The sequence below is a fragment of the Bacillus sp. P4_D3 genome (assembly GCF_056401855.1).
Genome location: NZ_JBFUIN010001014.1, coordinates 1 through 946 on the forward strand (window position 1 = coordinate 1; position 946 = coordinate 946).

At 33.6% G+C, this 946-nt stretch carries 1 protein-coding gene and 1 pseudogene; both read left to right on the forward strand.

Annotation, left to right across the window (positions count from 1 at the left end):
* Positions 1-177: PadR family transcriptional regulator (locus AC1DTM_RS28810; protein WP_477001522.1), on the forward strand; the 177-nt coding region annotated here is incomplete at its 5' end.
* Positions 177-943 (forward strand): annotated as a pseudogene (locus AC1DTM_RS28815) (DUF1129 domain-containing protein). The gene AC1DTM_RS28810 and the pseudogene AC1DTM_RS28815, both read left to right, overlap by 1 nt.
* Positions 944-946: the final 3 nt, after the last annotated feature.

Genomic DNA, 946 nt, shown 5'->3' on the forward strand with positions numbered 1-946 from the left:
ATGCAAAAGGAAGGATTAATAACAAGTGTAATGAAGGAATCTCCATCTGGTCCAAAGCGAAAATATTATACATTAACAGAAAAAGGCGAGGAAGCACTGGATGAATTTATGGGTCGCTGGGAAGCGATGCAAAGTAGTGTAGAACGTCTACTTGAAGGGAAGGGAAGAAGAAAATAATGCTATCAAGTGAAGCGCAAAAGTTTTTGTTAGATATGAGATTATTTTTGACCGCAAAGAGTGTGAAAGAAAGCGATATGGAAAGCTTTTTAGAAGATGCAGAGTTGCATTTAATAGAAGGTGAGAGTGACGGGAAAAGTGTAGAAGAAATTTTGGAAGCTCGCCGAAAGAATATGCCAATGAACTTGTAAAAGTGATGGAAAGGGATAGACAGGAAACGTGGAAGCAAATTGGGTTTACGGTAATGAATATCGTTTCGTTTTGGATTATTGCTTCTATTTTAATAGTTAATAATGGGATTTTACAGATTTCGCTTATTCAGTGTATTGGCTATAGTTTTACATTGATTTTAGCTGTTGTGGGTCCTAATTTTCTGCTTCGTAAAATGACATTTGTAACAAGTTTTACAAAAACGTGGTTTTCCATGTGGTTTTTAGTCATGATTGCGCCAATGTTTTTATTAGGAGCTGTTACGATTTTAGATGTGATATATCCTACAACGATGTTTACGTTGACTCTAGTCCAAAGTTATATATTAGCTGGAGGGATCTTTATCCTCACGGTAGCTATAAATATATATTTTGAAGGATGGTTTAAAAACTTATATTTAATTATTCCACTTTCGATTATGTTAGTGTTTAAAACATTTACATCGGAAGATCTTATGCCAATGTTATTTCAAATTATATGTTTATACGGAAGTTTGTTTATTTTAATTTTCGTTGAAATTATGATGAAGGCGAATAGAAGAGAAACGATTAAATAAGGG